Genomic DNA, 22,675 nt, shown 5'->3' on the forward strand with positions numbered 1-22,675 from the left:
CGTGTCACAGGCGCTGTCCACCGAGTCGATGCTGGTGTCGGGCATCTGGGCCGTCTCCCCGTCCGCCGTCACCGGCCTCGCCCTCGGCGTCGTACCGCGCGCCCCGTTGCTGCTCGCGGCCGCCCTGATGGCGTCGTCGGTCGCGGGCCTGTGGCTGCTGCCGGCCGGCTGGGACACGCAGAACACAGGGGAGGGGGACGGTGGGGAGCGGGCGGAGAAGTCCCCACTCCGCTTGCTTGCCGGTGCCTGGCCGCTGTTCGTCACCGGGGCGGCGGGCCTCGCCCTGCTCGGTCTCGCCGAGCTCGTCCTGCCCGCTCTCCTGCAACAGCGGGGCACAGGTGTCGGCTGGTCCGGGCCGATGCTGACCGGACTGGCGGTGGGCGGCGGGCTCGGCGCGTTTCTGCACGGCCTGCGCGCCTGGCCCGGGCTGCTGCGCACCCGCAGCGCCGTACTGATGGTCGCGGTGATGGCGTGCGTGACGCTCGTCGCGCTGATACCGGACCCGGCGGGGATCGCGGGCGCGCTGGTCGTCGGCGGCATGCTCCAGTCGGCGGTGCTGCTCGTCCGCACCCTGTCACTGCGTGAGGCGCTTCCGCCCGGCGCCCAGGCGGCCGGCTACTCGGTCATGTACGCGGCTTCGGGGGCGGGTTATGCGGTGACGGGCTCTCTCGCCGGCGGTCTGCTGCGGGTGACGGCGCCCTCCACGGCCATCCTCTGCGGTGTGGCCCTGACCCTGGCGCTGACCGCGGTCGGCTGGTGGGGCGAGGTCCGCCGGGCGCGGAGGTCACCTCACGGCGCCGACACCGCCGTAATGCCCGGAACTGCCGGTGGACCCGCCGCCGCGGCCCTCCCCGGCGCGGAAAGTACGGCGATACGCGGTGGGTGTGACCCCGAGGACCGTCTGTAGGTGCTGGCGCATCGACTGTGCCGTGCCGAAGCCGGCCTCCTGGGCCACCTGGTCGACGGACAGGTCGGTCGTCTCCAGCAGGTGTCGCGCCCGCTCCACGCGCTGCTGGGTGAGCCACTGTCCGGGGCTGACGCCGACCTCCTCGCGGAAGCGGCGGGTGAAGGTGCGTACCGACATGGACTCCTGCGCGGCCATGTCGCGGAGCTGGATCGGCTCGTGGAGCCGGCCCAGGGCCCAGGCGCGCGCACCCGTCGTGGTCGCCAACTGCGGCTCGGGCAAGGGGCGTTGGATGTACTGCGCCTGGCCGCCGTCACGGTGGGGCGGTACGACGGTGCGGCGGGCGATCTCGTTGGCGACGGCGGTGCCGTGGTCGCGGCGCACCATGTGCAGGCACAGGTCGAGGCCGGCCGCGACGCCGGCCGAGGTCAGGATGTCGCCGTCATCGATGAACAGCACGTTCGGATCGACGTCGATCTTCGGGAAGAGGCGCTGCAACTGGTCGGTCTCCGCCCAGTGCGTGGTCGCGGGGCGGCCGTCGAGATAGCCGGCCGCGGCGAGCACGAACACGCCGGTGCAGATGGAGGCGAGCCGGGTGCCGGGGCGGATATGGGCGAGGGCGGCGGCCAGTTCGTCGGTGAGGACGCCCTGCTCGAAGACCGGGCCGAGTTCGTACGAGGCCGGGACGATGACCGTGTCGGCGGTGGCCAGGGCCTCCGGTCCGTTCTCGATCTGGATGGCGAAGTCGGCGTCGGTCTCCACCGGGCCCGGTGGCCGGATCGAGCAGGTCACGACCTCGTAGAGGTGCCGGCCGCGGGCGTCCTTGGGGCGGCCGAAGATGCGGTGCGGGATACCCAGCTCGAAGGGGAGCAGGCCGTCCAGGGCGAGGACGACCACGCGGTGCGGGCGGAACTCCGGGTCAGCCGGCTCACTGCTCATGGCCCGATCCTAGCGAATGCTGTCCTTCGGGCCAGTGGATGCGCTCGGTTCCGGCCTGGATGCTCTATGTCGTGACCCAGACAACCGAACCCGCAGCAGTCGAAACGGCCCCCGAGTCCGGCCGTTCCCCTCGCACCCGCATCCACCGGGCGTGGTTCGTCGCCGCCGTCACCTTCGTGACGATCATCGGCGCGGCCGCCTTCCGCTCACTCCCCGGCCTGCTCATCGACCCGCTGCACCAGGAGTTCGGCTGGTCGCGCGGCACCATCGGTGCCGCGGTCTCCGTGAACCTCGCGCTGTACGGACTCACCGCCCCGTTCGCGGCGGCGCTGATGGACCGCTTCGGCATCCGCAAGGTCGTGGCCGTCGCGCTGACCGTGATCGCGGTCGGCTCGGGCCTGACGGTGTGGATGACGGCCGCCTGGCAGCTGCTGCTGTGCTGGGGTCTGCTGGTCGGCCTGGGGTCCGGGTCGATGGCGCTCGCTTTCGCCGCGACCGTGACCAACCGCTGGTTCACCGAGCGCCGCGGCCTGGTCACCGGAATCCTCACCGCCGCCTCGGCCTCCGGCCAGCTGATATTCCTGCCGCTGCTTTCGTGGATCGTCGAGAGGCACAGCTGGCGTCCGGCGGCCGTCACGGTGGCCCTCGCGGCCCTCGCGGTCGTCCCCTTCGTCTGGCTGCTGCTGCGCGACCACCCGGCGGACGTGGGCCTGAAGCCGTACGGCGGCAAGGAGTTCGTGCCGAAGCCCGAGCCCGCGGCCGGGGCCGCCCGCCGAGCCGTGACCGTGCTGTTCTCCGCGTCCCGCACCGGCACCTTCTGGCTGTTGGCCGGCACCTTCGCGATCTGCGGCGCCTCCACCAACGGCCTGATCCAGACCCACTTCGTGCCCGCCGCCCACGACCACGGCATGCCCGTCACGGCGGCGGCCTCCCTGCTCGCGGTCATCGGCGTCTTCGACGTGGCCGGCACGATCGCCTCCGGCTGGTTCACGGACCGCTTCGAACCGCGCCGACTGCTCGCGGTCTACTACGCCCTGCGCGGTGTCTCGCTGCTCTTCCTGCCGATGCTCCTGGCCCCGAGCGTCCACCCGCCGATGCTGTTCTTCATCGTCTTCTACGGCCTCGACTGGGTCGCCACCGTCCCGCCGACGGTCGCCCTGTGCCGGGAGCAGTACGGCGACGACAGCGCGATCGTCTTCGGCTGGGTCCTCGCCTCCCACCAGGTCGGCGCCGCACTCGTCGCCTTCCTCGGGGGTGTGGCGCGTGACGTCTTCGGCTCGTACGACATGGTCTGGTACGCCTCCGGCGCACTGTGCGCGGTGGCGGCGCTGATGGCGCTGGTGATCCGGCGGCGACCGGCCGCTCCCGTACTCGCCGTATCCTGACCACTCATCTCAACTCACCCGCCCGGAAAGGGATGTTCATGACACTCGGCATGGTTCTCGGCGATGTGGTCCTCGTGCCCGCCCACGTTGGATCACGAGCCCGAGGAGCATGTCGTGTCTTCCTCCTCCACGGTCCGCTGGACCGAGGATCAGCAGCACCTTTCCGCCCGCTGGCACTCTGAGAGCGCACTGCCCCCGCCCCGGCGGGCGGCCGTCGCCGACGACCGTACGAAGGCCGCCACCGCCCACCGGCTGGCCTGCGAAGGCACCGCCCTGGTGTGGCGGGGCGACTTCCACAACGCGCGTCTGCTGCTGCGCGCGATGGAGCGCCGCGTCGACCGCAAACGCCCGGCGCCGGGCCTCACCCCGGCCGAGACGTTCCACCTCCAGCGCAGTTTCCGCGCCCACCGGGCCCGCGTGCTCGGCAGACTCCTGGTGGTCCTGGAAGACGACCACAGCCTGGCGCTGCGCCGCGCCCCCGACGTCCGCCATGCGTGCATGCAGGCCTACGGTCCGCCGGGCGGCGGTCGTACTGCCGTCTCCCTCAGGGAACTGCTGGGTGTGCTGGGCGCCCGGCAGTGGCGCGAGAAAGGCGTCGAGGTCCCGGCCCTCGGCGCCCGGATCCATCCGCACTACGGGGTGTTCGCGCCGGTCCGGGGCGAGTACGTCGACCTGGTCGCGCAGGTGCCGCTACCCGGGCCCGGTCCCCGTACCGCCTTCGACCTCGGCACCGGAACCGGCGTCCTCGCCGCCGTCCTGGCCCGGCGCGGCATCGAGCGGATCGTCGCGACCGACATCAGCACGCGCGCGCGTGCCTGCGCCCGCGAGAATCTCGGACGCCTCGGACTGGGCGGACGCGTCTGCGTCTGTGGCCCGGATCTCTTCCCCGCGGGTCGCGCCGCACTGATCGTGTGCAACCCGCCCTGGATCCCGGCCCGCCCCACCTCCACCCTCGAACAGGGCGTGTACGACCCCGGCGGCGCGATGCTCCACGGCTTCCTGTCGGGACTCGCGGCGCACCTCGAACCGGGCGGCGAGGGCTGGCTCGTCCTCTCCGACCTGGCCGAACGGTTGGGTCTGCGCACCCGGGACGAGCTGCCGGACGCGCTCCACGCGGCGGGCCTGCGCGTCCTCGGCCGCCTCGACACCAGGCCGCGTCATCCGCGCGCGTCCGACTCCGGCGACCCGCTGCACGCGGCGCGTGCCGCCGAGGTCACCTCACTGTGGCGGCTGGCCGTCCGCTGAGCCCTCGGTCCGTAGCTCGAACCGCCGGGGCAATGCTGTGTGTGCCACGCGGTGCTGGGTCAGCAACTGGCCGGGGCTGACGCCGGCCTCCTCGCGCGGAGGCCGGCGGCCAGTGCCCAGGCGCCCGCCTGGGGCGGCTTCCGCTGTTTCCTTGCCGGGGAGCGCTGTACCCCTCACTGCGGTGTGGTCGAATACCGCTCGATGCTCGCGCGGCCTGTCGACCGATCGAGTAGGCGCAGCTCCCATGGGCCTGTGTTCACATCGAAGTCCTTGCCGAACCCGACCCACTTGCCCGCCAATGACACCGGTTTGACGCCCTCGGGGTGACGTCGACATGACGCCCGAGGGACACCCTGAACGTCGCCGCAATGGTCATGACCGATCCGGAACATGGACGTCATGTCCATCCGTATCAGCGCTTACACGGTGAGAGCCGACGGCACCCGGACCGAGCCGCGAACCCTGTACGAGGGCGAGGGCGGGGAGCCTCTCGCCACTGGCCTCATGCCGCTGTGCCTGTGTCCCAAGTGTGCGGGTGGACGACATGGCCGGAGTACCACGGACCCCCAATTACGTGGAGGCAAGCCAGCATGAGTACGGCAGTAGTGATTCGCGACCCGAAGGCGTACGTCACCCCGGACGTGTGGGAGCGGGAGGTGGGCCTCCTCCTCCGCAACCCGGAGAACACGCGCGAACTGGCAGAGGCCAAGTTCGGACAGGCCATCGCCTACCTGGTCGCGTGTGGCGAGAACCCGGACCTTCTCATGGGCCCGTCCAAGCAGGTGGACGAGGCATGGCACTCGTTCATGCTCGACTCGGTCCCGTACCACTTCTTCACCAGCCGGCACTTCGGCCGGTCCATCCACCACGTGCCGGACCTTCCGGGGACGGCGGCTGGTGTCCAGTGCGTTGGCGACGACAAGGCGATGCCGGATGGCCACGATCCCAAGGCCGGTGGCCCGCTAGTCCTGGAGCAGACGATCAAGGCCATCAAGGCGGCCGGGTTCGAGATCGACCCCGACCTGTGGGGTATGGAGGACGCGGCCGACTGCAATCAGTGCCACGCCGGGTGCCACGACTCGCCCAAGTAGTAGTGAACAGCACGTGAGTTGGGGCCTGTCCTCGTACGTTGGGGCGGGCCCCTCTTGCCGGAAAGGATCACCGCATGTCATTGGCTGAGTCCTGGGACAGGTACGCGGTCGGGAGCAAGCCACGCAGGACCGTGAACGCCAAGGGTGATACGACCTGGCTGAACTGGACTCAGTACGCCGATCACGGGCCGAGCGAGAGCGTTCTGGGGCCCGTGGCCGGTCGCCGGGTGCTGGAACTCGGCTCGGGGAGCGGCAGTAACCTCGCGCACCTCGTGACGCTTGGCGCGACAGGCCAAGGTGTGGACATCGCCCCCGCCCGCGAGACGGTCGCGCGGCAGCGCTGGGGCGATCTTCCTGGCCTTGAGTTCCGTACGGCGGAGGCGACGGCGTTCCTGAGCGAGACGGACGAGACATTCGATGTTGTGCTCTCGATCTTTGGCGCCGTGTGGTTCGTCGATCCGGACACCTTGCTCCCGCTGATCCGCTCGCGCATGACACCGGGCGGCATCCTGGCCTTCTCACATCTGGCCCCAGGCAGCGAGGGACCCAAGCCTGCCAAAGCGGGACTGCGGCACGACCGCACCCCGGGTGAGTGGGAGCGCATCCTGACGGGTCACGGCTTCTCTGACGTGCGCGTGTCTCTGATCGACCCTCCAGAGGGCCGGGCCGAGGGCACGATGCTTGTCCGGGCCCTGGCGGTCTGACCACGCGGCTGTACGCCTGTCTCAGCAGATCCCGGCCTTCTTTCAGAAGCGATGTGCCTGCTGGGTACCCCAGGACGAGTTCAGGGCGCTCAGCAGGCACCGTCGTATGGCCTGTTGCGGGATGCCTCTACGCCGTCACTCCTGGTCCGCCGCCATCATGCCGACGCATTCGTCGAGTGCCGCGTGCAACGGCGGTACGAGGGCGGCGAGTTCGGCGTCCGATGCCTCGCCCGCCTCCAGTACGGCGCTGACGACTGCCGCCAGGAGGGCGGCGGCCTCCAGAGCGCGGGCGTCGGCCAGCGCCTCAAGGAAACCGCCGGGGCGCGCGATCACGAACGCCTCCTTGCCGGTGGCCGGGTCGACTCCGAGGCTGCGGGGACGCCGTGCGCTCATACGGCGACCTCCCAGGGGGAGCGGTCCGGATACAGGGGGGTGAGGGCCCTCGCCCGGTGCTGCTCCCGCTCCCGTTCGTCCCGCTCGTGTTCCCATGCGACGACGTACGGCCGGACCAAGGGCTGGCCGTCGGCGGCGATGACGTCGAGCGGGCGTGGCCTCGGTAGATGCGCGGGGGCGGGCGGACGGGCGATGAGGAATGGTGACGCGTCGGTGCGGTGCGCTCCGCGAGGAGGCAGGAAGAGGCGGAGGATCGCGGCCAGTAGGCTGCGCATGGGTCGACTCCTGTTCAGTCGGCTCAGGCCCCGGCGAGGAAGTAGCCGCTTCCTGTCGGGGCCGTTCTTGGTTCCGCATCGTACCGTGGATAACCGTAGATAACTACGGATGCGTGGAATGCCATGGTCACCCACGCTGAATCCCATGGACCTCGATCGCACGCGCCCGCTGTGGCGGCAGATCGCGGCGGAGATCATCCGGCGCATCGAAGACGGCATGTATCCGCCGGGAAGCCGTGTGCCGTCCACTCTGGAGATCGCCCAGGAGTTCGGCGTGGTGAACGCGACGGCGGCGAAGGCCATGCGGCACGTACGGGAACAGGGCTGGACGCGGGGCGAAGTCGGGCTGGGGACCTTCGTGGTCGACCCCTTGCCGCCCTCCTCCGAAGCCTCCGCATCATCCGCCTAGCCGGTCGAGCGTCAGTCGCCGTCCAGTCGACCGAACCGCCCTCGATGAAAGACCAGCGGTCCGTCGGGGGCCTCGCCTGCCCCCAGCGCATCCACCCGCCCCACCACGATCAGATGGTCGCCGCCGGTGTGGACCGCGTGGATCGTGCAGTCGATCCAGGCGAGCGCACCGGCCAGCCGCGGGGATCCGGAGACGGGTGCCGCGTCGTACGTCACCCCCGCGAACTTGTCCGCGCCGCTCACCGCGAAGCCGCGGCACAGATCGCCCTGGTGGGCGCCCAGGACGTTGACACAGAAGACGCCCGCGCGGGCGATACGCGGCCAGGTCGTCGACGTACGGCCGACCATGAAGGCGACCAGCGGCGGGTCGAGGGAGAGCGACGAGAAGGACTGGCAGGCGAAGCCCGCGGGTCCGTCCTCGCCGTCGGCGGCGGGTGCGGTGACGACGGTGACGCCGGTCGCGAAGCTGCCGAGGACGCGCCGGAACTCGGCCTGGTCGACCGGCGCGCGCTCGTCCGCGCCGACGCACCGCAGCTCCGGGCGCGGCAGCGCTTCGACGGGGACCGGGGTCCCGGCCGACCTGAGGTACCGGACGGCGGCGGCTGCCGCTCCTGCGTGTCCCATCATCCCTCCATTGAAGCTGACGGCTCGTCAGATAGGAAGGTCAGCGCCCCTTGTACTCGGGGCTTCTGCGCTCCGTGAAGCTCCGTACGCCTTCCTGGGCGTCCTCGGTCGTCATGTTGATCTCCTGGGCGGCTGCCTCGGCGGCGAAGGCCGTCGTTCGGTCGGCGTCCAGGGAGGCGTTGACCAGCTGTTTGGTCAGGGCGAGGGCGCGGGTGGGACCCACGGCCAGGCGGGACGCCCACTCGCGGGCCGTCTTGTCCAACTCGGCCTCAGGGACGACCCGGTTGACCAGCCCCAGACGTTCGGCCTCGGCCGCGGACAGCGCGTCGCCGAAGAACATCAGCTCCTTGGCGCGGTGCGGGCCGATCAGGCGGGGCAGGAGATACGCCCCGCCGCCGTCCGGGACCAGCCCTCGCCGCACGAACACCTCGATGAACCTGGCCGACTCCGCGGCCAGTACGAGATCGCAGGCGAGCGCCAGATGGGCGCCCAGGCCGGCCGCCGTGCCGTTCACCGCCGCGATCACCGGCTTCTCGCAGTCCAGGACGGCCGCGATCAGGCGCTGGGCGCCCAGGCGCAGGACACGGGCCACGTCCCCGGGGATCAGTTCCACGCCGCCGGAGGTCCCTCGGAGGTCGGCACCGGAGCAGAACCCCCTGCCCGCGCCGGTGAGGACCACCGCCCGTATCTCCGGATCCGCCGATGCCTCGGCCAACAGCTCGACGATCCGGTCCCGGCCGCCGGGAGTAAGGGCGTTGAGGGCGTCCGGCCGGTTCAGGGTGACATACGAGACCTGGCCGTCCGTCGTGTGCAGCACCTCGCTCATCGGCACACCGCCAACGCGTCCAGCGCCACGGCTCCCTGCCCCCTGGGCAGCACCATCAGCGGGTTGATGTCGAGTTCCGCGAGGTCGTCCCCGAGTTCCAGCGCCATGCGCTGCACCCGCAGGACGACTTCGACGAGCGCGTCGAGGTCGGCCGGGGGGCGCCCCCGGACCCCGTCGAGCAGAGCCCGCCCGCGCAGGTCGCTGAGCATGTCCCGGGCCTGCTCCTCGCCGAAGGGCGGCACGCGTACGGCGACGTCGTGCAGCACCTCGACCAGTACGCCGCCGAGCCCTACGGTCACGGTGGGGCCGAACAGCTCGTCGTGCGTGACGCCGACGACCATCTCCACGCCCCGCTCGACCATCTGGCACACGAGGACGCCGTCCAGGGAAACGCCCTCGTAGCGCGCGATGTCGGTCAGCTCCCGGTAGGCGTCCCGGACCTGGCTGGCGGAGGTGAGCTCGATCTTGACCAGCCCCAGCTCGGTCTTGTGGGCGATCTGCCCGCCGGACGCCTTCATCACCACCGGGTAGCCCACCAGGCCCGCGGCGCGTACGGCCGCTGCCGCGCTGGTCACCAACTGCTCGCGCGGCACCCGGATCCCGTACGCCCGAAGCAGCTGTTTCGCCGCGTGTTCGCTGAGCTGCTTGCCCGGCCGCATCAGTGCCTGCGCCTTGCGGAAGGAGGGCGAGGTGGTGCGGGGGGCCTCGTCGAAGGGGGAGCGGTAGCCGGTGACGAAACGGTGGTGGTCGAGGTACGCGCGGACGGCGGTGATGCAGTTCGCGACGGTGCGGAAGGTGGCCACCCGGGAGGATCCGAGGAGGACTTCGCGGTAGGCCGGCTCGGTGCCCACGGGAGAGCCCCACACCACGCAGACCAGCTTGTCCGTCCGCTCGGCCGCGTCCACCAGGTCCTGGACGAGGCGGTCGCTGAGGGGAGGGAAGGGGCCGGTGACCGGGCAGATCAGGACGCCCACCTCGGGGTCGTCCAGGATCGCGTCGATGATCTTCCGGCCGCGCCAGTCACCGACCGGGTGACCGCCGTTGTCGACCGGGTTGGCCACGCTCAGGTAGTCGGGTATCCACTCGTGCAGCTGGGCCTGCCTGGCCTGCGACAGGACCGGCAACCGCAGCCCCGCCTCGGTGGCCAGGTCGGCGAAGTGCGCGCCGGTGCCGCCCGAGATCGAATACACGACGACGCCGTCCGCGCGCGGCGGCCGGGCCCGGGCCAACAGGGTGGCGGTGTCCTGGAGTTCGTCGAGCCCGTCCACGCGGATCACGCCGAACTGCCGCATCGCCGCGTCCACCACCGTGTCCGCACCGGTCAGCTTGCCGGTGTGTGAGGCGGCGGTGCGGGCACCGGTCTCGGTGCGGCCCACCTTGACGGCGACGACCGGCACCCCGCGCCGGGCGGCCCGGTCGGCGGCGAGCAGGAACGACCGGCCGTCCTTCAGCCCCTCCACGTAGCAGGCGATGGCGCCGACCTCGGGCCGCTCGGCGAAGTAGGAGATGAAGTCGGCGGTCTCCAGGTCGGCCTCGTTGCCGGTGGGCGCCCAGTGGGAGAGCCGGATGCCGAGTTCCTGGAGGGCGAAGACGGGTCGGCCCTGGTGGCCGGACTGGGTGATGAGCGCGATGGCCGGTCCGTCGAGGTCGTCCCGGAACCGCTCGAAGGCGTTGAGGTTGGTGTTGGGTCCGAGCAGCCGCATCCCGGAGCGCCGCACGGCCGCCGTCAGACGCTCCTGCGCCGCCGCGCCCTCCGTACCGGTCTCGGCGAACCCGGAGGCGAAGACGACCGCGAACTTCACCTTCGCCTCGGCCAGTTCCTCCAGCACCGGAAGGGGATCGGCGACCAGCAGTACGGCGAGATCGACCTGCTCGGGCAGGTCGGCGACGGAAGGGGAGCAGGGTATGCCGAAGACGGACGGGCGGCTCGGGTGGACCGGGTGGAGCCGTGCCCCGACCCGCTCGGCCCAGGCCACCAGCTGCCGGGTGATACCGGTGTTGGGCCGCCCCTCGCTGTCCGAGGCGCCGACCACGGCGACGGTCTCGGGCCGGAAGAAACGGTCCAGATCGAGTACGTCGGCGTACAGGGGCAGACCGCTGACGTCGAGGTCGTCGACCTCGGCGGGCCTGCCGTGGACGGCGGGCCCGGGTTGCTCGCCACAGGCGATGACCCGGGCCCGGCGGGAGTCGGTGGTGAGGGTGCCGTGGGTTGATCCAAGCATCGGTCCGCCCGCTCCTCTGAGAGACAGCCAATAACTGACGCTCTGTCAGATTACTGAACTGACGCCATGTCAGGAACGGGTGTGCACGCAAAGTTGAACGGACAGACGAACGGACAGACGAACGGACAGACAGGACCGGACAGACAGGACCGACCGCGAACCCGGTCGATCCGGGCCGGGCCTCTCACAGCTCCGCGAGCACCTCCTTGGCCACCCGTTCCCCCGACCGCACGGCTCCGTCCATGAACCCGTTCCAGTACGTGGAGGTCTCGGTGCCCGCCCAGTGGATGCCGCCGACCGGCTTGCGCAGGGCGGCTCCGTACTCGGTCAGGACGCCGGGCGGTGCGTAGGCGACCGGCCCGCCGCGGGAGAAGCCCTCGTTGTCCCAGCGCTGCAGTACGAAGGACGTGGGCGACTTGGCCTTGTCGCCGAAGTAGTTGACGTAGTCCTTGAGCACGGCGGCCCTGACCTCGTCGACGCCCGACGCGTCGTACGCCCGCATCTCGTCGGCCTCGATGAAGCCCATCAGCGCGCCGTAGGAGGCGTCGGGCGGTGAGTTGTCGAACGTCGAGCGAACCACTCCGGCGTCGCTCACGACCTGGCCGTTGAGGCCGTCGGCCCGCCAGAAGGGAGTGTCGTAGACCGCGATCGCCTTGCCGATCGACCCCATCGGCAGCCGCTGGCTCAGCTGGTCCCGTGCGGCCGGCAGCAGCGGGTCGAAGGTGATGCGCGCGGCCAGCGGCGGCGGCACGGCGACGACGACCTTCCTGGCCGTCACCGTCACCCCGTCCGCGGTCACCACGTACTTGCCGCCCGACTGCGTGATCGACCGCACCGGCGCGCTCAGCACCACCCGGTCGCCGAGCGTGGCGGCCAGCTTGATCGGCACCTGCTGGGAGCCGCCGACGAAACGGGACTCCTGGGCGCCGTTCGCGGTGTCGGTGAGGCGTTCCAGGGTGCCGGCGTTGGACTCGTTGCCGGCGGCGGCGATGTAGAAGAGCACGAAGAGGAGGGAGAGTTCACGGGGCTGGGCCGAGAAGATCGACGTGCACGCCACGTCCAGCAGGAACTTGGCCGAGGGGATGACCGCGTTGGCGTTCAGCCAGCTCTCGAAGGTCTGCTTGTCCCACTCGGCGGCCTTCGCGGCGGTCCAGGGCGCGTCGACCGGTACCTGCTTGGCCATGTCGTCCAACGAGGCCTGTACGACCGCTGCGTTGGCGAGGCCGGCCGCGTCGACGGGCGGGACCGAGCCGAGGATGCCGTCGGTGGCGTACGGAGTCCGTGTGCCGTCCTTGTAGAGGAGGTTCTTGCCGGTGTTGTAGGTCGTGAAGGTCGCCACGCCCAGGGAGTCCGCGAGGGCCTTGATGCGGTCCTGGGTGGGGCCGATGAACTCGCCGCCGCCCTCGCTGAAACCACCGCCCGCCAGGGCCAGGTTGACGACCCGGCCGCCCACGCGGTCGCGGGCCTCCAGGACGGCCACGGTCCTGCCGGCCGCCACCAGGTCGCGGGCCGTCGTCAGCCCGGCGAGCCCGCCGCCGACGACGGCGACGTCCACCTCTCGGGTGGTCGCGGCGGACGCCGTGCCGGCGGCGGTGCCGGTGAGGGTGACGGCGCCTGCGGCCGCGGCGGCACCGCCGAGCAGGGAGCGTCGGGAGAGGGCTTGCGGGTGGGGCTGTCTTTCGCGTGCCACGTGCATCCTCCGTGTGGAGAGAGTGTGGAGCCAGAAAGTGAGCAGTGTTCAGATTCTGGCCCCGAACGGCGGCACGCTTCAACGCTCCCGTCACATCTGACTCGGGCGTAACGAGAGTTCCAGGGACGGGAGTTGAGGGTTTTGGAGGGGGTTGAGCGCTTCTACGTCATCCGGGCAGGCGGGACAGCGCGGCCCCGCCGTTCTTGACGATGGTCTTCGCGATCTTCTCGGAGTCCATCGCCACCTCCCGGAGGGTGCCGCTGATGGGGGTGGTGAAGCCGGTGAAGTACAGGCCGGGGGCGTGGTGCGGGGTGCGGGCGCCGTGCGCCACCGGTCTCCCCAGCGTGTCGAGCACGTCGAGGTGGCCGACCAGGCCCTCCAGGGCGCGGACGTATCCGGTGGCGGCGATGACCGCCTCCGGGGAGACGAGGGTGCCGTCGGCGAGGACGACCTTGCCGTCCTCGAAGCCGTCGACGGCGGCGACGACCTCGACCCGCCCCTTGCGGACGGCGTCGATGAGACCGACGTCCTGGACCGGGATGGCACCCTCCTTGACCCTGCTGTACAGCCCGGTGGCGGGCCGGGGCAGCCCCTGTGCGGAGAGATCGGGGACGCTCAGCTTCGCCATCGGCCGCGCGAGCCGGTCGACGAGCCCGGTCGGCAGCCGCCGTACCAGCACGCCCGTGTACTGGGCGGCCCATCCGGCGGTCGAGCGCCGCACGATGTGCGGAGCCGTCCGCACCGACAGCCGTACCCGCGCGGCACCGCCCTCCATCAGGTCCACGGCGATCTCGGCGCCGGTGTTGCCGACGCCGACGACCAGGACGTCACGGCCTGCGTAGGGCACGGGGCTGCGGTAGTCGCCGGCGTGCAGGAACTCGCCGGTGTAGCTGTCGAGTCCGGCCCAGTCGGGGACGTACGGCGTGTGGTTGTACCCGGTGGCCACGACAACGGCCGCGCCCGTCAGTTCGCGGCCGCCGGTGGCGTGCAGCAGCCAGCCGTCGCCGTCCGGGGTGCGTTCGACGCGGGAGACCTCGACGCCGGTGACGATCTCCAGCTCGTGCACCTCGGCGTACTTCTCCAGGTAGCGCACTACGTCGTCCCGGGCCACCCAGCGGCCGAAGCGGCGCGGCATCGGGAGCCCGGGCAGGGCCGACAGGCGGCGGGTGGTGTGCAGATGAAGGCGGTCGTAGTGGCGTCGCCAGGCCGCCCCGACCTGGTCGGACTTCTCCAGGACGACGGCGCGTATGCCCCGGGCCCGCAGCGCGTACGCCGCGGCGAGCCCGCCAGGGCCGCCGCCGATCACGTAGACGGGGCGCCCCGAGGGGCTCGCGGGCGGTGTGGAGTCGGCCATGTGCGCGAGCGTAATCACGCACCGGGTTGATGGGTCTCGGTCAAGCCCGGAATTGGTTTCGGATTGATCACGCCTGTAGGAGAGGTGGGGGGGATTCGTGGCGTAGGTCACCTGGTTGTGATCATTCGGCGAGCGCCGGCCCGCACCTCCTGGGCACGTCCCGCTTCATGGCGGCCGCACGGCTGCGGCTCCCGTTTCGCGGGACGTGCGCGGCGCTTCCCGGATCGCGCGACCTGACGTACCGTCAGATTCATGGATGCGATCTGGCTCACGGGCGCGGAATGGCTGGCCGTGCTGCGCATAGGACTCGGGCTGTGGTGGCTGGAGAGCTGGCGGCACAAGGACCGGAAGGCATGGTTCGAGCGTGGGACCGGGATCGCGTGGGCGGCGGGCATCGCGGCCAAGCACCGCTGGAACGCGGTCCGGTCCGGCTTCGAGGTCATGGTGGCGCCGCGCCCGCGGACGATGGCGTACGTGGTGGTGTACGCGGAGTTGGCGATCGGGCTGGGGCTGGTCCTCGGGTTCCTGAGCCCGGTCGCGCTGGTCGGAGGGCTGCTGCTGAACGTCCTCTACTTCACGCTCATGATCCACGAGGTGGCCGAGCAGGGGCAGAACTCGATGATGGCGCTGATGTCGGTGGTCGCGCTGTTCGGGATGTCGTGGCAGACGTGGTCGCTGGACAGTGCGTTGGGGCTGTTCTGATGGGCCGCCGTGATGCGAGCGGCTCTGAGGTGAGGGGCGCTGGGGTGAGGGGCGCTGGGGTGAGCGGTGCTGGGGTGAGGGGCGCTGATGCGAGCGGTGCTGAGGTGGGCGGTCCTCGGTTCGACGTACCGGAGGCCGACGCCTTCACGCGGACCTACTGGGACGCGGCCGCGGAGGGCAGGCTGCTGATCCGCCGCTGCGGGGCGTGTGCGCGGGCCCACCACTACCCGCGCGAGTTCTGCCCGCACTGCTGGAGCGAGGACGTGGAGTGGGAGCGGGCGAGCGGCCGGGCGCTGCTCTACACCTGGTCCGTCGTCCACCGGAACGACCTGCCGCCCTTCGGGGAGCGGACGCCCTACGTGGCCGCGGTCGTCGATCTCGTGGAGGGGCCGCGGATGATGACGGAGGTGGTGGGGTGCGGGGCGGGAGAGCTCTCGGCGGGGGCGGAGCTGGAGGTGGCGTTCCGGGAAGGGACACCGGTATTCCGGCCGCGTGAGTGAGGCGTACGGGTTTGAATGGACCGATGACCTCTGTGGACGCGCAGCACAACGACCCGCCTTCGCCATCCCCTTCCTCGTCCTCCTCCTTTCCTGATCTGCATGGTCACGGCATCCGTCTGCGGCCGTGGGACGCGGACTCGGACGTCGATGTCGCGGCCTGGCTGCGCGGCCTCACGGACCCGGAGTTCCGCCGCTGGAACACACCGCTCAAGCAGGTCGACGACCTCGCCGACGCGCGCCGGTCGCTGCGGGCCAAGGCGCTGGGGATGGCGGACGGTTCGACGGCGTCGTACTGCGTGACCGACGCGGCGGGCGGAGCGGTGCTGGGGCACATCGGCGTCAATGCGATCGACCTCGTCCTGAGTGTCGCCCGGGTCGGGTACTGGGTGCTGCCCGAGGCCCGGGGACAAGGGGTCGCCACCCGTGCGCTCGCCGTGGTCTCCCGCTGGGCGCTGACCGAACTGGGGCTACACCGGCTGGAACTCGGCCATGCCCTGGGCCATGAGGCCTCGTGCCGGATCGCGGAGCGGTGCGGGTTCCGCTACGAGGGGACGTTGCGGGGCGCGATGTTCGAGGCGGGGCGGAACGACGTGTTCCGGGACTTGCATCTGCACGGGCGGATCGCTACGGATCCGGAGCCGCAACTCCAGTAACAGCAGCCGCAGCCGTCGAAAATTCAAAGGCGCCGGGGCGAGGCCGCGCGGGACCATATGGCATGCGTCCCGATGACTGGCACCTCACCGACGACCTGGACACCTTCCTGACGCGCGCCGGGAGCTTCCTTCGCTCCCGCCCGGCCCTGCACACCGTCCCGCTGACGGTGACTGACGGACTGCGGACGCGCGGCTCGCGGTACTACGGCGCCGAGGCGCCCTACTTCGGCGTCATGGAGTCGGAGGGCACAGTCCGCGCAGCCTACTTCCGCACCCCTCCCTACCGGCTGAGCGTCACGCCCCTCACGCCCGAGGAGGCCGACTCCCTCGCCGCCCACCTGGCCGGTCTGGGGCGCCCGGTACCGGGAGTCATGGGTGAGCGCTCCACGGTCGACGCCCTGACGCGGTCCTGGGAGGGCCGCACCGGCGTGACGGCCACGCTGCACCAGCGGCAGCGGCTGTACCGGCTCGGCACACTGACGGTCCCGCAGCCGGTGCCGAAGGGGCGGCCGAGGATCGCCGACGCGGCGGACCGGGAGCAGTTGGTGCGCTGGTACGGCGAGTTCCTGGAGGCGGTCGGCGAGAGCGGCGCGGAGCGTGCGCAGGGGTGGGCCGACTCGCGCATCTCCTACGGCGGGACGACGTTCTGGGAGGCTCCCGACGGGACCCCCGTGGCCATGGCGGGGGTGACACGGATGGTCGCCGGGCAGATCCGGGTCGCACCCGTCTACACCCCGGTCCACCTGCGCGGCCGCGGATACGCCGGGGCGGTCACGGCCGAGGTCAGCAGGGCCGCGCTCGCGGCGGGCGCGGAGGAGGTGCTGCTGTTCACGGACCTCGCCAACCCGACCAGCAACGCCCTGTACCAGCGGATCGGGTACCGGCCGGTGGCGGACTTCGCGGTGTACGACTTCACGGCGTGAGCCGTGACACGGCCCTGTAGCACGATGGGACACGCCGAGCTGCATTGGTCGAATGAAGACCATCACGCAGCGCGAGTTCCGGAACAACTCCGCCGCCGTCATGGACGCGGTTGAGGCCGGGGAGACGTACCACATCACCCGCAATGGCATAGAAGTCGCCGAACTGCGCCCGGTGGCGCGTCGACGCAGGCTGAGCGCCGACGAACTCGTGGCCAAGCATCGGAAGCTTCCACGAGTGGACCATGCGCGGATGCGTGCCGAGGCGGACGAGTTCTTCGGGAGCGAGGAACGAGTGGACGACGATCCGTGGGAGCGCAAGCGTGGCTGAGCGACACCAGGAGGGCGTCCTCGACACCTGCACCTACATCGACCTCGATGTGCTCAGCCCGCAGAGTCTCCCCCTCATGTCGGAACTGACCGCCGTGACGTTCACGGAGCTTCAGCAGGGGGTGGCCATGGCCAAGGATCCTGCGGTCCGGGCGGCGCGGATGGAAAAACTGGGAGCCGCGGTGGCCGACTTCGAGCCGCTGCCCTTCGACGGGGACGCCGCTGCCAGGTACGGCACCTTGGTGTCACTGACCATCGCGGCAGACAGGGACCCTCGCCCGAGCCGGATGGACCTGATGATCGCTGCGATCGCCTCGGTGAGAGGCCTGCCGCTCTTCACCCGGAATGCCGGGGACTTCAAGGGGCTTGAGAGCGTGGTTCTCGTTGTCCCCGTCTGAGCCGGACGCCTTGCTCCGGCCTTACGGCCACAGCAGCTCCTTGGCCCAAGCTCCGTCTCGTCGACGGTAGTTCAGCCGTACGTGCCGTCTGCGTTCGTCCCCCTGGAAGAACTCCACCTCGTCCGGCCGCAGGCGGTACAGCGTCCAGGTCGCCACCGGGGCGTCGGGCTCCTGCTGGGCCCGTTCCCAGGCGGCCTCGGATGCCCGTGCCAACTCGTCCACGGACTCCAGCACTTCGCTCTGACGTCCGGTGAGGGCGGCGGCGAGTGCGCCGGTCGAGCGGGCGTGCAGGTCGCCCTGGGACTCCTGGGCAGGCGCGGCGGTGACCGGGCCGCGTACCCGGACCTGGCGGCCCAACGCCGACCAGTAGAAGGCGAGCGCGGCATACGGCCGGGCTGCCAGCTGTCCGCCCTTGCGGCTGGTCGCATGCGTCGCGAAGGCCCAGCCGTCCGCGTCCGCGCCGTGCAGCATCACGATCCGTACGTCCGGGTGGCCGTCCGCGTCCGAGGTGGCCAGGGACATCGCGTGCGGCTCCCGCTGTCCGGCAGCCACCGCCTGCGCGAACCACTCCGTGAAGAGGGGCAGCGGCTCGTCGGGTGTGGTCGCCGGGTCGAAGGGCCGTAGCTCCGTGACCTCCGGGTCCCACACCCGTAGCGACCTCAGCAACTCGTGAAGATCCGTTCCCATGCGTCGAGTATCGGCCGCCGACCGCCGTGGAAGCGCACTCCTCAGCGATCAATACCAGACAGGTTGAACCATCAAGTTCCGCTCGCCGCAATCGCGGGCCCGATCCTGAGCGGTAGTTGCTTCATCCAGGGTTCATCTTCCAATGTCCGGTCAGCAATGTCCGGCACATTTTCACCTCATTCGATGCAGGGCCATTCGGGCCCTTTCGTGACAATCCCGAAGGGAATGCTCCTCTGTATGCGCGATGGCTGATCCTGGCGCTCCTCCTTTGCTGAAACATTGCCTTGAACATACGTTCCGACCGTCACGGATTATTTGATCTACGCGGGATGGAATGGCATGGACATGAAGACAAAGCGGGCAGGGTTCGTAGCGGCAGCCGCTCTGGCTGCGGCTTTCACTCTGGCGCCTTCGGCCTCCGCCGAGGGAAGTTGGAGCAGTTCCATCTCCAACTGGAAGGGTGGCGACGAATCCCGCCGTTGGACGGACAACCACAACGACGCAGCGAGCACGACCGTCAGTTTCTCGGGCTGCAGCTTCGGGGGACCCAGCAGCGTGACCCTCGAACTCGACCGGGTCAGAGACTTCCTTCCGGACGTGAGTCACGGCCAGCGGAGCAACTCCTGCAATACGGTGTCCTGGGGCGAGATCAAGACCAGCGGACAGTTCTACTTCATCTTCATAGGCTCCACCAGGCTCAGCGTCAACAGCGTTGTCACCCGCTACTGACAGCATTCGGACCCGTCGGCGGCCTCCGGACTTTCCGGGGCCGTCTCCCCTGGAATTCGACAGAAGGCCGGAATGACCATCCATGTCTCGCGCTGTTCCTTCGGATACCGGCGCCGGGATCTCGTCCTCGAAGACCTGACACTCGACCTGCCGTCAGGATGCGTTGTGCTCCTCGGACCGAACGGCGCCGGGAAGTCGACACTGCTGGCACTGCTCGCCTCCGCACGCAGGCCCGGCTCGGGCAGAGTGACACTCGACGACCTCGACACCCGCAGGCGAGGTCATCTGAAGCAGTACCGCCGACAGGTCGGCTGGCTGCCGCAGCAGGTGACTCCCGTCCCGGGGCTGCGAGTCAGGGAACAGGCGGCGTACGCCGGCTGGCTGAAGGGTCTGTCGCGGCGGGACGCATGGGACGGTTCGCTGGAGGCGATCAAGCAGGTCGGACTGGGGGAGCTGGCCGAACGCTCCGCCGCCCAGCTGTCCGGAGGCCAGCTGCGGCGCCTCGGTATCGCCCAGACACTGGTGCACTCGGCCCGTGTGGTGCTGATGGACGAACCGACCGCCGGTCTCGATCCGACACAGCGCAGGGTGTTCCGCGCGCTCCTCGACGATCTCAAGGACCGGGCGGACTTCGTGGTCTCCACCCATCAGACAGAGGATCTGGCGCACAGCTACGACTCGGTCATCCTCCTCGATCAGGGACGGGTTCTCTTTGAGGGGGCCACCGCCTCCTTTCTCGATCTCGCGCCCGGACAAGTGGCCCAGGAACACCGGGCCGAGGCCGCTTACGCCGGTCTGGTCAAGGAGGAGATGTAAGCATGCCGTGGATCACCGTGCTGAGGGTCTCCGTCGCGCCCCGCATCGGCATTCTGCTGGGCCTGTGGCTGGTCGCCTACAGCGGCAATGTCAGCAAACTGGTCACCAGCGGGTACTGGGAGTCGGTCGCCGCACAAAGCGCTTCCCTGCTGGTCTGGACGGCACCGGCAGTGGCCGCGTGCGGTGCTTGGGAGGGGCTGCGCGTCCGGCAGTCGCGGGCCCTGCAAGGGGCGCCGGCGCGGACCTTCATCGGTGTGTCGTTCGCCGCCCTGGCGCCGACCCTCGTCATGGGGGTCCTTGCGATGGCGCTGGCCCTCGGTCTGCTCCTGCCGCAGGCCTCAGGCGGACCCAACCTGACCACCGCCGCGGTACTCGGCATGGAACTGCTCGTGATCGCGGCGCATATCGCCATCGGTTACGTCATCGGGCTCAGCCTGCCCCGAGTGCTGGCCGTTCCCGTCGCGCTGGCGGGCAGCTTCGTGTGGATGGCCTATCCGGCGGCGATGAACGTCTTCTGGGTCCGGCAGCTCAACGGTACGAACCTCGCCGAGTGCTGCGCGCTCGACCAAGTGGCGGCGCCCCGCAGCATTCTGGCGCCTGCGCTTGTCTCGATCGGTCTGCTCCTGGCCGCCCGCCTGGTGGTCCTGCGGCAGTGGGGTCCGCGGATCCTGGCCCCCGTTGCGCTGGCCGCCGCGGTGTCCGTCGCCGCGTGGATCGTCCGTCCTCTTGGATACGACGCGTCCGAACCTCGTCCCACTGCCCTGCGTACCTGCTCGGACACGCAGCCGCGGGTGTGCCTCTGGCCCGAACAGCACGGCGCCGCCAAGGATGTCGTCACCTGGGCGACGGATGCACACACCCGTCTGGCAGCCCTGGGCGTCACCACCGCGGCGGAACTGTCGCCGAGGTCGACCGCGCCGACCGCGCGACAGATTCGGTCTCTCGTCGCGGCGAGTGCTCTGCCGCAGGACATCCCCGAGTGCGCCAAGCACGGCCAGTGGCCGGGGAACCGCGCTTTCGGACCGCTCACCGTCTGGCTCACCATCACCGCGGGAGAAGACGCCCAGGTCGTCACATCCGGCTACGCGCCGGACGAAGCCGCGGTCGCCACCCGCGTCCTCGAACTGCCCCGCCAGGACCAGTTGGCCTGGTTCCGGGAGAACGCCAAAACGCTCACCCGATGCGACCTGCAGCCCGTTCTCGACCCCAAGCGCTTCTGAACGACAGAGGGAAACAGAATCATCCATGGACTGGTGGCTTCGAATCCGCCGGGTACCCGCGGTCTGCGTCGGCCTGTCCGTCTGCCTGGTACTCGGCACTGTCGCCGATTCCATCCAGGTACCGGTGCCGGTCGTGGTGGGCGGACTCTCGTTCTCGTTCCCGCTGCCGTTTCTGCTGCCGCTCGCACCGGTGTGCCTCATCCTGTACGGGCAGTCCCGTGCGGACGGCGGCGTCGAAGCGACAGCCGTACGACCTGTGAAGCTGTGGGACACCGGGTTCATGACGGCCTGCGCGGTACTGATGCTGGCCGGAGGCCGGCTCGCGTCGTCCACGACCGGCCACACCCTCGCCGCAGGCATGGCCCGTAACTTCCTGGGTTACCTCGGCCTCGCCCTGCTGCTGCGCACGTTCACGGGTGTCCATGTCGCGACGGCAGGCGTCACCCTGTTCCCGATCGCCTGCGCGGCCTTCGGCGTTCGCTACGGGGTTCCTGCCCCATGGGCCTGGCCACTGCACGAACCCGACTACACACCGGCCTTCGTCGAGGCCACGGCTCTGGGAGCCGCCGGACTGGCCGTTGCGGCACTCGTCGCTGCCGGCAGACCTAGCAGAACTGCCGGAGGAAGGCCTGCCAGCTCTCGGGGGAGACGGTGACCAGGGGGCCGTCCTGCTGCTTGCTGTCGCGGACGGCGCGGCCGCCGGGGGCGGTGTCGGCGACCTCGACGCAATTGCCCTCGCCGGCGGAGTACGACGACTTCCGGAAGGTGCTTACGACCTCGGTCACGATGCGTTTTCCTTGCTGCTTCTCAGTGCGCTCCGCATGAGACGCGCACTGGCCTCCGGTGCCAGTGCTGCCGATCGTAGTTGGTCGAACGCGTTGGCGTAAGCCGCGAGATCCTCAGGTGCTTCGAGGACCGAGGTACCTCGCAGGTTCTCCATGGTTACGGCTTCGACGGTCGGCTCGGACTCGAAGCTGAAGGAGGAGAAGGAGAACGTCGAGCCGGCCACCGCCCCCGCGCTGAACGGCAGCACCTGGATGGTGACGTTCTTCCGCTTGCCGACCTCAAGGATCCTGGCCACCTGCTCCTGATGGATCGCGACACTCACCATCGGCTGTGTGACGACGGCTTCCCAGAGGATGGCCGTGTACGTTGCTCCGCCTTCCTCGATCTTGGCCTGTCGGGCCTCGCGCACCTTCACCAACTGGGCGATCCGTTCAGGAGCGATGTAGTGAGGAGTCGCCGCGATAACCGCCTCCGCATAGGCCGGGGTCTGCAGCAGCCCGGGTACCAGGACCGGTTGCCATTCCCGGATGTACGTCGCATCGTCCTCCAGCGCGATGTAGTCGACGTAGTCCGGTCGCAGGTGCGCCGCATGTTCGAGCCACCAGCCCCGCCTCTTGGAGTGCTTGGCCAACTCCTCAAGCTTCAGGCGAACTTCGGGATCGTCGACGCCGTACGCCTCCAGCATCGCCCGGATCTCAAGCGGGCGGGCGGATACATGCCCGGTCTCGATACGGCTGACCCTGGTCTGGTGTGTCAATCCCCTGGTTTCGTAGAGACCTCTCCTATGCGGCCTGGCACCTCTGGTCGCTCTTCTTGCGTGCTGCGGTGACGGTCCGTTCGAACTCTTCCGGCGGCAGGCCGCCGGCCGCGCTGT

26 protein-coding genes and 1 pseudogene are annotated in these 22,675 nt (G+C 70.2%); 15 read left to right on the forward strand and 12 right to left on the reverse strand.

What is annotated here, in order from left to right; genetic code table 11:
- Window positions 1-784 precede the first annotated feature (784 nt).
- A complete protein-coding gene (locus LJ657_RS32890) occupies window positions 785-1,843 on the reverse strand; it encodes a GlxA family transcriptional regulator (RefSeq protein ID WP_232652545.1) in 1,059 nt (352 codons plus the stop codon).
- 71 nt (window positions 1,844-1,914) lie between these two features.
- On the opposite strand from LJ657_RS32890, the gene LJ657_RS32895 reads away from it, so the two are divergent.
- Both LJ657_RS32895 and LJ657_RS32900 read left to right on the forward strand, forming a co-directional pair.
- A complete protein-coding gene (locus LJ657_RS32895) occupies window positions 1,915-3,228 on the forward strand; it encodes an MFS transporter (protein ID WP_232652546.1) in 1,314 nt (437 codons plus the stop codon).
- A gap of 114 nt (window positions 3,229-3,342) precedes the next feature.
- On the forward strand, window positions 3,343-4,473 hold the full coding sequence (locus LJ657_RS32900) for a methyltransferase (protein ID WP_232652547.1): 1,131 nt from the start codon (window positions 3,343-3,345) through the stop codon (window positions 4,471-4,473).
- A 173-nt stretch (window positions 4,474-4,646) separates the two neighbouring features.
- On the opposite strand, the pseudogene LJ657_RS32905 reads toward LJ657_RS32900, so the two are convergent.
- Window positions 4,647-4,772: pseudogene (locus LJ657_RS32905) on the reverse strand (XRE family transcriptional regulator); the annotation flags it as partial.
- Window positions 4,773-5,063: 291 nt separating this feature from the next.
- Here LJ657_RS32905 and LJ657_RS32910 point away from each other — a divergent pair.
- Both LJ657_RS32910 and LJ657_RS32915 read left to right on the forward strand, forming a co-directional pair.
- Window positions 5,064-5,564: a glycine-rich domain-containing protein gene (locus LJ657_RS32910; protein WP_232652548.1), complete on the forward strand. Its 501-nt coding sequence runs from the start codon at window positions 5,064-5,066 to the stop codon at window positions 5,562-5,564.
- Window positions 5,565-5,695: 131 nt separating this feature from the next.
- The gene (locus LJ657_RS32915; RefSeq protein WP_232652549.1) at window positions 5,696-6,268 is read left to right on the forward strand and encodes a class I SAM-dependent methyltransferase; all 573 of its coding nucleotides are present in this window, start codon (window positions 5,696-5,698) and stop codon (window positions 6,266-6,268) included.
- 135 nt (window positions 6,269-6,403) lie between these two features.
- On the opposite strand, the gene LJ657_RS32920 is transcribed toward LJ657_RS32915, so the two are convergent.
- Together LJ657_RS32920 and LJ657_RS32925 are read right to left on the reverse strand one after the other, a co-directional pair.
- A complete protein-coding gene (locus tag LJ657_RS32920; protein WP_232652550.1) occupies window positions 6,404-6,661 on the reverse strand; it encodes a hypothetical protein in 258 nt (85 codons plus the stop codon).
- Window positions 6,658-6,936 (reverse strand): hypothetical protein, encoded by a 279-nt coding sequence (locus tag LJ657_RS32925; RefSeq protein WP_232652551.1) that lies wholly within the window; start codon window positions 6,934-6,936, stop codon window positions 6,658-6,660. The genes LJ657_RS32920 and LJ657_RS32925 overlap by 4 nt, the downstream gene beginning before the upstream one ends.
- Window positions 6,937-7,081: 145 nt before the next feature.
- Here LJ657_RS32925 and LJ657_RS32930 point away from each other — a divergent pair, with 145 nt between their 5' ends.
- Window positions 7,082-7,345 carry a GntR family transcriptional regulator gene (locus LJ657_RS32930; RefSeq protein WP_232652552.1) on the forward strand — a complete coding sequence of 88 codons (264 nt, stop codon included), beginning with the start codon at window positions 7,082-7,084 and terminating at the stop codon, window positions 7,343-7,345.
- A gap of 11 nt (window positions 7,346-7,356) precedes the next feature.
- On the opposite strand, the gene LJ657_RS32935 is transcribed toward LJ657_RS32930, so the two are convergent.
- From LJ657_RS32935 to LJ657_RS32955, 5 genes are all read right to left on the reverse strand, one after another.
- Complete coding sequence (locus LJ657_RS32935) at window positions 7,357-7,968, reverse strand: flavin reductase family protein (protein WP_232652553.1); 612 nt, start codon at window positions 7,966-7,968, stop codon at window positions 7,357-7,359.
- Window positions 7,969-8,008: 40 nt separating this feature from the next.
- The gene (locus tag LJ657_RS32940; RefSeq protein ID WP_232652554.1) at window positions 8,009-8,794 is read right to left on the reverse strand and encodes an enoyl-CoA hydratase/isomerase family protein; all 786 of its coding nucleotides are present in this window, start codon (window positions 8,792-8,794) and stop codon (window positions 8,009-8,011) included.
- Window positions 8,791-11,016, reverse strand: coding sequence for an acetate--CoA ligase family protein (locus LJ657_RS32945; protein ID WP_232652555.1), 2,226 nt, complete (start codon window positions 11,014-11,016; stop codon window positions 8,791-8,793). The genes LJ657_RS32940 and LJ657_RS32945 overlap by 4 nt, the downstream gene beginning before the upstream one ends.
- A 184-nt stretch (window positions 11,017-11,200) precedes the next feature.
- The gene (locus LJ657_RS32950) at window positions 11,201-12,706 is read right to left on the reverse strand and encodes a flavin monoamine oxidase family protein (RefSeq protein WP_232652556.1); all 1,506 of its coding nucleotides are present in this window, start codon (window positions 12,704-12,706) and stop codon (window positions 11,201-11,203) included.
- 166 nt (window positions 12,707-12,872) lie between these two features.
- Window positions 12,873-14,060 (reverse strand): flavin-containing monooxygenase, encoded by a 1,188-nt coding sequence (locus LJ657_RS32955; protein WP_232652557.1) that lies wholly within the window; start codon window positions 14,058-14,060, stop codon window positions 12,873-12,875.
- Window positions 14,061-14,312: 252 nt separating this feature from the next.
- On the opposite strand from LJ657_RS32955, the gene LJ657_RS32960 reads away from it, so the two are divergent.
- The 6 genes from LJ657_RS32960 (at window position 14,313) to LJ657_RS32985 (ending at window position 17,563) form a co-directional block, all read left to right on the forward strand.
- Window positions 14,313-14,762, forward strand: a complete 450-nt coding sequence (locus LJ657_RS32960) for a DoxX family protein (RefSeq protein WP_232652558.1) — start codon at window positions 14,313-14,315, stop codon at window positions 14,760-14,762.
- 104 nt (window positions 14,763-14,866) lie between these two features.
- Window positions 14,867-15,262 (forward strand): Zn-ribbon domain-containing OB-fold protein, encoded by a 396-nt coding sequence (locus LJ657_RS32965; protein WP_232652559.1) that lies wholly within the window; start codon window positions 14,867-14,869, stop codon window positions 15,260-15,262.
- Window positions 15,263-15,285: 23 nt separating this feature from the next.
- The gene (locus tag LJ657_RS32970; protein ID WP_232652560.1) at window positions 15,286-15,915 is read left to right on the forward strand and encodes a GNAT family N-acetyltransferase; all 630 of its coding nucleotides are present in this window, start codon (window positions 15,286-15,288) and stop codon (window positions 15,913-15,915) included.
- A 62-nt stretch (window positions 15,916-15,977) separates the two neighbouring features.
- Window positions 15,978-16,838 carry a GNAT family N-acetyltransferase gene (locus LJ657_RS32975; protein ID WP_232652561.1) on the forward strand — a complete coding sequence of 287 codons (861 nt, stop codon included), beginning with the start codon at window positions 15,978-15,980 and terminating at the stop codon, window positions 16,836-16,838.
- Window positions 16,839-16,890: 52 nt separating this feature from the next.
- Window positions 16,891-17,166, forward strand: coding sequence for a type II toxin-antitoxin system Phd/YefM family antitoxin (locus LJ657_RS32980; protein ID WP_232652562.1), 276 nt, complete (start codon window positions 16,891-16,893; stop codon window positions 17,164-17,166).
- Window positions 17,159-17,563: a type II toxin-antitoxin system VapC family toxin gene (locus tag LJ657_RS32985; RefSeq protein WP_232652563.1), complete on the forward strand. Its 405-nt coding sequence runs from the start codon at window positions 17,159-17,161 to the stop codon at window positions 17,561-17,563. The genes LJ657_RS32980 and LJ657_RS32985 overlap by 8 nt, the downstream gene beginning before the upstream one ends.
- 21 nt (window positions 17,564-17,584) lie before the next feature.
- Here LJ657_RS32985 and LJ657_RS32990 read toward each other — a convergent pair whose 3' ends face one another.
- On the reverse strand, window positions 17,585-18,250 hold the full coding sequence (locus LJ657_RS32990) for a pyridoxine/pyridoxamine 5'-phosphate oxidase (RefSeq protein WP_232652564.1): 666 nt from the start codon (window positions 18,248-18,250) through the stop codon (window positions 17,585-17,587).
- A gap of 339 nt (window positions 18,251-18,589) precedes the next feature.
- On the opposite strand from LJ657_RS32990, the gene LJ657_RS32995 reads away from it, so the two are divergent.
- The 4 genes from LJ657_RS32995 (at window position 18,590) to LJ657_RS33010 (ending at window position 21,670) form a co-directional block, all read left to right on the forward strand.
- Window positions 18,590-18,979 carry a hypothetical protein gene (locus tag LJ657_RS32995; protein WP_232652565.1) on the forward strand — a complete coding sequence of 130 codons (390 nt, stop codon included), beginning with the start codon at window positions 18,590-18,592 and terminating at the stop codon, window positions 18,977-18,979.
- 72 nt (window positions 18,980-19,051) lie between these two features.
- The gene (locus LJ657_RS33000) at window positions 19,052-19,795 is read left to right on the forward strand and encodes an ATP-binding cassette domain-containing protein (RefSeq protein WP_232652566.1); all 744 of its coding nucleotides are present in this window, start codon (window positions 19,052-19,054) and stop codon (window positions 19,793-19,795) included.
- 2 nt (window positions 19,796-19,797) lie between these two features.
- Window positions 19,798-21,015 (forward strand): DUF7224 domain-containing protein, encoded by a 1,218-nt coding sequence (locus LJ657_RS33005; RefSeq protein WP_232652567.1) that lies wholly within the window; start codon window positions 19,798-19,800, stop codon window positions 21,013-21,015.
- Between the two features lie 25 nt (window positions 21,016-21,040).
- Window positions 21,041-21,670, forward strand: coding sequence for a hypothetical protein (locus LJ657_RS33010; RefSeq protein ID WP_232652568.1), 630 nt, complete (start codon window positions 21,041-21,043; stop codon window positions 21,668-21,670).
- On the opposite strand, the gene LJ657_RS33015 is transcribed toward LJ657_RS33010, so the two are convergent.
- Both LJ657_RS33015 and LJ657_RS33020 read right to left on the reverse strand, forming a co-directional pair.
- Complete coding sequence (locus tag LJ657_RS33015; protein WP_232652569.1) at window positions 21,621-21,800, reverse strand: DUF397 domain-containing protein; 180 nt, start codon at window positions 21,798-21,800, stop codon at window positions 21,621-21,623. The genes LJ657_RS33010 and LJ657_RS33015 overlap by 50 nt on opposite strands.
- Window positions 21,797-22,558: a DUF5753 domain-containing protein gene (locus LJ657_RS33020; RefSeq protein WP_232652570.1), complete on the reverse strand. Its 762-nt coding sequence runs from the start codon at window positions 22,556-22,558 to the stop codon at window positions 21,797-21,799. Before LJ657_RS33020 ends, LJ657_RS33015 begins: the two co-directional genes overlap by 4 nt.
- Between the last annotated feature and the right edge of the window lie 117 nt (window positions 22,559-22,675).

Origin of the sequence: Streptomyces guryensis (genome assembly GCF_021261325.1) — a bacterium.
Classification (GTDB): domain Bacteria; phylum Actinomycetota; class Actinomycetes; order Streptomycetales; family Streptomycetaceae; genus Streptomyces; species Streptomyces guryensis.